Below are 7,246 nucleotides of genomic sequence, written 5' to 3' on the forward strand. Positions count from 1 at the left end.
ATGATCTGGATAGTTCCACTCATCTTCACACGGATTAAAATTTTGAAAAAGCCTACATTCTGCCTTACCATCAATTTTTGCTAAAAAATAATCCCCCCAGAAAGAACTATCATGAGGTATAAATACAACTCCTAAAATTTCACTCAACTTTAAAATCATATTTTCTTCGTTATCATAACTCACGCCATAATAATCATATTTATTCATAATGGAATCTTATCTCCAAAAATATAAATTTTCTGTACAACCATGAATATTAAATACCTTCTTATAAAAATTAATCACTTCAATTCAGTAATGGTATACATATGAGCTATTTCCCAAGCTATTTTTTTTGCTTTTAAGATGTCATCTCGATGAAATACATCAATCATTTCAATAGTTTTTCTTTCAATTTGTAACGCCTTTACAGTGTCTTTTTGAACTTCAAAAACTATTTCTTCCCACAATCTTTTTATTTCAACAAAAATACCTTCCCACTCATTTTTTTCACTCTCAGACAACTGATTATCTTGAGTATTTTTTGAGATTAAGGATAATTTATTTTCTATCCATTTTAATTTATCTTGTAATAACATTTACATATATCTCTCATTAAGTGAATTTACTCAACAGCTCTGAAACATTATTTCAATTTAGTAATATCGTATAGATCGGCAAGCTCTCCAGCAATTTTTTTTCCTTCAACCTTATCTCCCTTATCAAAAGCATCAAACATTTCTTGAAGTTTAACTCCAACATAATCGGCTTTCACAAAATCTTTTTTTATTTTCGGTCTAATTTCAGACCATAGTTCTCTTAAATCTTTCATCCGTTCTTCATGAATATCTTCTTGAGTAGGAAAGTATTTAAGAAGCCATTCATTATAATTATCTGGAGCACAGTACTCTACTGTGACTAATGAATCCTCTAATTCACCTAATTTTTCTTTTAAAGACATCTTATTAATTACCTTAATTAAATAATGGTAAATATATAATCTATTTCCCAAGCTACTTTCGATTGTAAAATATCATCTTAATAAAATGCATAGAGCATCTTAAAATATTATTTCAATTTAGTGAGATCGTACAAATCAGCCAGCTCTCTAGCAATTTTTCTCCCTTCAATCTTCTCACCCTTATCAAAAGCATCAATCATTTCTTGAAGTTTAATTTCAACATAATTAGCTTTCACTGGGTCTTTTTTAATTTTTGATCTAATTTCAGACCACAATTCTCTTAAGTCCTTTATTTCTTCTTCATGAATGGATTCTTGGGTAGGAAAGTACTCAAGTCGCCATTCGTTATAGTCATCTGGAGCACAATGCGCTAGTGTCATAAGGGTATCTTCTAATTCACCTAATTTTTCTTTTAACGTCATTTTTGTAATCCCCTATGAATATTTACTTAATTTATAAATTGAATTTACAATCATGAGATTAGTATAGTGTAAAATATTGATAGACATGTTAGAAGATTATTTAAATACTACCGATGAAAATAATACACCTCTTTGTTAAAGAGGACGAGTTAGCATCATCAAGAATGAAGTGCGAATTACTATAATTCACTCCTAGTAATATTATCAATTTAAGTTATTATTATTCGATATGAGTAATAATCATATTATTTTATAAATGCGCGTTATAATTCAAAAAAAAATCACCTACTACATGAGATAGCAAGTCAGCCATAATTGAAAGGATTTAAGATAGCAACCACTGTTACAGACTCTTCTTCAAAAATCCTATCAACAGACCAAACACTCTCACGTATTTCCCAACGCAGCTGAGTCTCGTATAAAGTCCCTAAGATTTCAGTTTTTATATCAATCATCTGCAATGGTCGATTTGCCATTCCTCCCTTAAGACGATTTATTGAAATCTCTACGACGTCTATATCTTTAAAAGAAACAAAACCATCAGGCCCTTCTAAATAATTTTCGATAGAGATTGTTAACATTTGCCCCCACCTACCTTTCTCAACCGAAGAATCGTGCTTCCGAACTATATGGACCCAACAACGCAACTCTGCTGTTAAACTACATAGCGAAGACCAATATAATTCTGTTTTATCAATTGTCATGTCATTAACCTACTTTTTCATTTTTCAATAAAAGTCCATACGGGTGCCAGCAACTAAGTTTGAACACCGTAGTTTGGATCAGATCATAAAATTAACGATCTCATCTTCAAAAAATTAAATAAAGAATGCATTTTTCGATTAAAGTGACAACTTTAAATTTCAAAAAATGACACCATAATTTTTTGATTATATTAAATTTTCCTCAAAAAACTTTTTCTCTAAATTTTGTAAAAAAGATATTCCGTATTTATCTTCATTTAAATTATTATAAAGTTGAATAGGTAAATCTTTTTTGTATTCTATAAAACATGTAGCTAAACCAACAGCTATCGCTGCAACGCTATCAGTATCTCCTCCTAAATTAATACATGACTTTAGGAGCTCACTTAAAGAACTATGTTGCAATAAACATGTTAATGCAGCACTGACCGTATCATATGCATTTAAAGATACTCTATCTTTCCAATTATAATCCCAATTTCCATATTGCTCTGACTCTAGAAAACTCTCTAAATCGCTAATAGAACCTTTTTGGTGAGTTCCAAAATGGGCAGCTAACGCGACAGCACAACTTGATTGAATTCCTATAGGTGAATCATGCGTAACTTGTGCTTGTAACTTTGCTAAAGCAATTACATCTTCTTTATTTTTTAGAAAGCCAATAGGAACTGAACGCATCGCAGCCCCATTTCTTTCACTTGTTGGTATTATTAATTCAAGTAACTCTTTGCTAGACTCCACTTTACTTAATAAATTAAAGAAACCTTCTGAATACCCTAATCTCACATCTCTTTTAAAGCATTCTATAAATTTTGAAGCTATATTTTCTTTAGTCCATTCTTGACCAGATAATATGAACTCCACTATCGCAATCGACATCTGTGTATCATCTGTATACTTGCCTAAAATATCGTATAGCTCATGCTTGCTATATAATTCTAAATTATTAAGTGAAATAATCTTATCTTCGCTGCAAAATTCAAAACCTGCACCATAAGCATCTGCAATAGCAATTTCAGTCAACATCAGAATTAAGCCTCTTTACAATGAACATAGTGTTTAATTAAATTATCAAAAACCACGGATGCTGGCTCATTTGTTGCGCTTTCTTCAAGCCTTAAAACTTCCAAAAGTGCTGTTCTAAACTCACTATCATTATCAAGCGATTCAAATAATTCCTGAGGTAAAAAATACTCAGGTGGATAGTAACCTATCTCGCAATTCGCTCTAAAGTTCGTTCTAAAGATTTGTCTTAATTTTGAGATTTTTTCTTCAAAAGATGAATGAGCAAAGTCTTTAAAAAAATCTTCTCTACTTTTCTGCATCACTCTTAAATTGGTTTGAACATTTAAATATTTTTGATAGGTAGATTTTGTTGGTAGTGAAAAATATCTCACATCAAAAGATTTGAATATTTGTTGGTCATTTCTAAAAACAGCGCCGAGTAAATATTCAGCCATTGTTTCTTTCTCAATACTCACTGTAGTTATCACTGTTAAATCATCAAATCTTTCTATAAATGCTCTCCCATTCTCTTGATTATATCTTTTAAAGGGGTCTATCCTTTCTAAAGTATATAAATCAAAAAAGGTATCACACATCTTTCCACTCCAAATCTCCTTAACAACAATCAAATTCTCTTCAGGAATTACAATTAATTCATCTAAAGACCGAAAGGATTCCGGATAAAACATATCCAAAGATAAATCATCATGCAAATTATATCCTTCAATTAAAAATGCCATATTTATTTCTCCTTAATAATCAAATTTTTTACTCCATCATTATCTAATACCTTATATTTGGTACTAGATCTCATAACAAACTCAGATGTTGTTGGAGTTTGATTAATATATTGAGCAAAATTTTAATTCATATCAATATCAGTTAATTACGTATTAAATTAAATCAAATAAAAAGGCTATGTTATAGAATTTATTTCTATTCCCTTATTAATCCAAGTATTAAGTTATCTAAAATTTTATATGCTAGCTTATTCATTAAAAAAAAGAATCCTCATTCACTCTCAAAAAACACTACCGCCCAATTAATGATTGCCAATCGAGCCAAATCTAGCTATTTATAGAAACTGGTACTTGCCATACTAAAAATTGCTAAGGACAACACATGTTAAAAATTTTAGGCCGCGATAACTCCATTAATGTTCGCAAAGTCTTATGGTTGTGTGAAGAACTAAATCTTGAATATGAAAGAGAAGACTGGGGACGAGGCTTTCGCTCTGCTCAATTACCTGAATATTTACAATTAAACCCAAATGGTCAAATTCCTGTTGTTTTAGATGGTGATTTAGTCCTTTGGCAATCCAACAGTATTATCCGTTATCTGGCAAATGCTTATGATAAAAAGCATCAGCTTTACCCTACTCAAGCGAAAGAAAGATTCTTTGTCGACCAGTGGATTGATTGGCAAGCGATCGAGCTGAATAACAGCTGGACTTATACCATTATGTCTTTGCTTAGACACTCACCAGATCATCAAGATCCAAAGTTGTTAGAGCAAGGTATTGATGATTGGAATCATCATATGCAGATTCTTGATCAACAACTCGCAAAAACTCAGGCCTATGTTGCAGGCTCACAATTTAGCTTAGCCGATATTCCAATTGGTCTATCTGTACAGCGCTGGAAGGCAACACCTTTTGACCATCCAACACTTAAACATGTCGACCAATATTTTGAACTGTTAAATCAGCGTGCGGGTTTCCTAAAATGGGGAAATAACGGCGAACCTTAACTTTTAAATAAGCTTTAAGCCGAGTGATGGCGTTTCACGATGCCATCACTTAAAAGTTGATAAACCTGTTTTAAATCATCTCGATTTGCTTGAGCCAATAAGTCTTGATGCATTGCCAAGATATTCTGATCTCCCCTTACCGCAGGCCCAGTTTGCATTTGTTTCGGATCATTTTCAGTCGCTTTTTTAGCTGTTTCCAAAATTAAAGGATAGAGCAAACTAAAGTCCACCTGCTCTACATCCACAATCTGCTCTGCCATATCAAAACAGTAATTACTAAAATTACAAGCAAATACGGCAGCCAAATGCAAAGTTAAGCGTTGCTTTGAAGTATATTGATATACTCTATCACTTAGGCTATTTGCTAAATCTAAGAGTAGCTCCTGATCGACATCTGTTATTGCTTCAACAAATAACGGCGTTGCAGACCAATCAACATCTCTTTCTAAACTAAATGTTTGTAATGGATAAAACACCCCTGCTTTTTCATGTACATGACTGATGACTTCAATATCAGTACTACCCGAAGTGTGGACAATGAGTGTGTCAGGAAAGAGTTCATGAACTTGTTTTACAAGCTCTGCAATTGCACTATCTGAAACCGTAAGAATGATGAGATCGGTTGATTGGAATTCTCGAAGAGATTGGCATGCTTTTGCTTGAATTTTCTCTGCAAATTTTTGGGTTTTATCAAAATCACGCGCATAGACTTGTACGATGTTATGACCTTGGCCCAATAAAGCCTTTGCCAAATGAAAGGCAACTCGCCCACTTCCCACCAAACTGATTTTCATATCAATCCAACATTATTTGTCTCAACAAAAAAGCTTCTCAAAATGAGAAGCTTTTTTCAAATTAAAATAACTAATTTTTCATAAATCAGTCGATTATTGGGCTACTGAAAACTCAATACGACGGTTTTTAAAGCGACCTTCTTCTGTCGTGTTTTCTGCAACTGGCTGATCAGAACCATGACCTTCTGCAACTAATTTAGAAGCATCCACACCTTTAGATTTTAAATAATCTACCACTGCTTGAGCACGGCGTTGGGACAAAGCTTTATTTGCAGCAGCGTTACCTGTTGAGTCGGTATGACCACCCACATTTAATTTGACGCTAGTCACTTTATTTAAAAGCGTTGCAGCTTGGTCAAGAATGGCTTTGTTATCGGCAGGTATGTCACTTGAACCACTCGCAAAATTAATAATTTGCAAGTTAAGTGCTTTCACCAAAGCATTTACATCGACATTGTTTGGGTCAATTGATCCTAGAGCAGTTTGCGAAGCAGTTAAGCTATTGCTTACAGATTGCTCAGCTGTTACTGGTGCTGTACCGACAACTTCTGTATGTGGCACCAATGCTTTTACTTTTGCAGTTAAAGCTTCTAATGCTGCCGCATCACCCGCTTTCAAAGTAATTTTGTCGCCCACCCATTCTAAAGATGCATTTGGCACCCCTTTTAATGCCCCTAATACACCTGCAAGTGCATCTTTGTCTGTAAACGAAGCTGCATAAGTTTGGCTTGTATCCACCTTACAATCTTGAGTTGTCGAAAAAACCTTTTTAATATTGGTTTGTAGCGTTGCCAAGAAGCCTTGATCGCCAACTCCAGCCTGACACTCACTCACTGTACCTTTATCATCGGTACTTAAAGTTAAGCTAGCAGGTGCAGCAGCAGCTTCAACACCACTGGCAGCGGTCGGTTCTGGTGCTGGTACAGCCTCTTTATGCTGACAAGAACGCCATAACCAAGCAATGATAAGACCCAGAATAATAAGGGCAATAATCGGTAAGAATCCACGAGACTTACCTGTATTTTCAGTTGCTGCTGCAAGTGGAGGTGCAGTTGATGGTGTGACAGAAGATAAGCCTGCACCAAGTCCTAGCGGTGCTAATAGACCCACTGCCCACGCTGGTAAATATGAACGAATAGTATCTGCATGCTGGCGCAAGTAATTCACAATACTTTGCTGGTCATTTCCGGCAACATCTGAAATTGCATTCAGGCTGGGTTTAATTGCACTGTTGAGCGTGCTTTCAATTTCATTATTTGGTGCCGTGCCGCTTAAATGAGTAAGCACAGTATTCTTGATTTGGTCATTATGAGAAAAAAGGTCTGATAATGAAGGAGCCAAACTGTTTTTTAATTGTCCGATAAGATCAGGTTTAGCAGCTAGTAATGAAAGTAAAATTGGATAAAACTTAGATAAAGCATTCGATTTTTCGCCGAGGTATCCATCCTGTTCATCTAATAATATTGAAGATACTTTTTCTTTAAGCAATTCTATAGGGTTTATCGACATTGGTTATTCTCCCGAATCTTATACGTCGTAACCAGCAACTTTTGATTATTCAAATACTTCTCTTTGCTGATAGTTTTTTATTCTAATCTTCCTTTAATCTTTTATTGTTTTTTATATAATTTA

General features: G+C 34.0%; 9 protein-coding genes and 1 pseudogene. 1 reads left to right on the forward strand and 9 read right to left on the reverse strand.

The window, feature by feature from the left end; all coding sequences use genetic code 11:
* From NL42_RS19485 to NL42_RS19515, 7 genes and pseudogenes are all read right to left on the reverse strand, one after another.
* A pseudogene (locus NL42_RS19485) lies at positions 1-207 on the reverse strand (hypothetical protein); the annotation flags it as partial.
* A gap of 74 nt (positions 208-281) precedes the next feature.
* Positions 282-578, reverse strand: coding sequence for a hypothetical protein (locus tag NL42_RS19490; protein ID WP_461314000.1), 297 nt, complete (start codon positions 576-578; stop codon positions 282-284).
* A gap of 47 nt (positions 579-625) precedes the next feature.
* On the reverse strand, positions 626-940 hold the full coding sequence (locus tag NL42_RS19495) for a hypothetical protein (RefSeq protein WP_461314001.1): 315 nt from the start codon (positions 938-940) through the stop codon (positions 626-628).
* A gap of 107 nt (positions 941-1,047) precedes the next feature.
* A complete protein-coding gene (locus NL42_RS19500; RefSeq protein WP_461314002.1) occupies positions 1,048-1,362 on the reverse strand; it encodes a hypothetical protein in 315 nt (104 codons plus the stop codon).
* Positions 1,363-1,667: 305 nt separating this feature from the next.
* Positions 1,668-2,066 (reverse strand): hypothetical protein, encoded by a 399-nt coding sequence (locus tag NL42_RS19505; RefSeq protein WP_461314003.1) that lies wholly within the window; start codon positions 2,064-2,066, stop codon positions 1,668-1,670.
* A 186-nt stretch (positions 2,067-2,252) separates the two neighbouring features.
* Entirely contained in the window at positions 2,253-3,092 is an 840-nt protein-coding gene (locus NL42_RS19510) for an ADP-ribosylglycohydrolase family protein (RefSeq protein WP_461314004.1), read from the reverse strand.
* Positions 3,093-3,097: 5 nt separating this feature from the next.
* Entirely contained in the window at positions 3,098-3,811 is a 714-nt protein-coding gene (locus tag NL42_RS19515; protein WP_461314005.1) for a hypothetical protein, read from the reverse strand.
* A 382-nt stretch (positions 3,812-4,193) separates the two neighbouring features.
* Here NL42_RS19515 and NL42_RS19520 point away from each other — a divergent pair, with 382 nt between their 5' ends.
* The gene (locus NL42_RS19520; RefSeq protein ID WP_461314006.1) at positions 4,194-4,820 is read left to right on the forward strand and encodes a glutathione S-transferase family protein; all 627 of its coding nucleotides are present in this window, start codon (positions 4,194-4,196) and stop codon (positions 4,818-4,820) included.
* 14 nt (positions 4,821-4,834) lie between these two features.
* Here the strand turns inward: NL42_RS19520 and NL42_RS19525 are convergent, their stop codons facing one another.
* The gene (locus NL42_RS19525; protein WP_461314007.1) at positions 4,835-5,614 is read right to left on the reverse strand and encodes a Rossmann-like and DUF2520 domain-containing protein; all 780 of its coding nucleotides are present in this window, start codon (positions 5,612-5,614) and stop codon (positions 4,835-4,837) included.
* A 93-nt stretch (positions 5,615-5,707) separates the two neighbouring features.
* Complete coding sequence (locus NL42_RS19530) at positions 5,708-7,123, reverse strand: OmpA family protein (RefSeq protein WP_461314008.1); 1,416 nt, start codon at positions 7,121-7,123, stop codon at positions 5,708-5,710.
* Between the last annotated feature and the right edge of the window lie 123 nt (positions 7,124-7,246).

The organism is Acinetobacter sp. GN11, from assembly GCF_054823985.1.

Bases quoted from the DNA above. Each gene is read 5' to 3' on its own strand.
- NL42_RS19515 (WP_461314005.1), bottom strand. From the start codon at position 3,811: ATGGCATTTTTAATTGAAGGATATAATTTGCATGATGATTTATCTTTG.
- NL42_RS19490 (WP_461314000.1), bottom strand. From the start codon at position 578: ATGTTATTACAAGATAAATTAAAATGGATAGAAAATAAATTATCCTTA.
- NL42_RS19530 (WP_461314008.1), bottom strand. From the start codon at position 7,123: ATGTCGATAAACCCTATAGAATTGCTTAAAGAAAAAGTATCTTCAATA.
- NL42_RS19500 (WP_461314002.1), bottom strand. From the start codon at position 1,362: ATGACGTTAAAAGAAAAATTAGGTGAATTAGAAGATACCCTTATGACA.
- NL42_RS19520 (WP_461314006.1), top strand. From the start codon at position 4,194: ATGTTAAAAATTTTAGGCCGCGATAACTCCATTAATGTTCGCAAAGTC.
- NL42_RS19525 (WP_461314007.1), bottom strand. From the start codon at position 5,614: ATGAAAATCAGTTTGGTGGGAAGTGGGCGAGTTGCCTTTCATTTGGCA.
- NL42_RS19495 (WP_461314001.1), bottom strand. From the start codon at position 940: ATGTCTTTAAAAGAAAAATTAGGTGAATTAGAGGATTCATTAGTCACA.
- NL42_RS19505 (WP_461314003.1), bottom strand. From the start codon at position 2,066: ATGACAATTGATAAAACAGAATTATATTGGTCTTCGCTATGTAGTTTA.
- NL42_RS19510 (WP_461314004.1), bottom strand. From the start codon at position 3,092: ATGTTGACTGAAATTGCTATTGCAGATGCTTATGGTGCAGGTTTTGAA.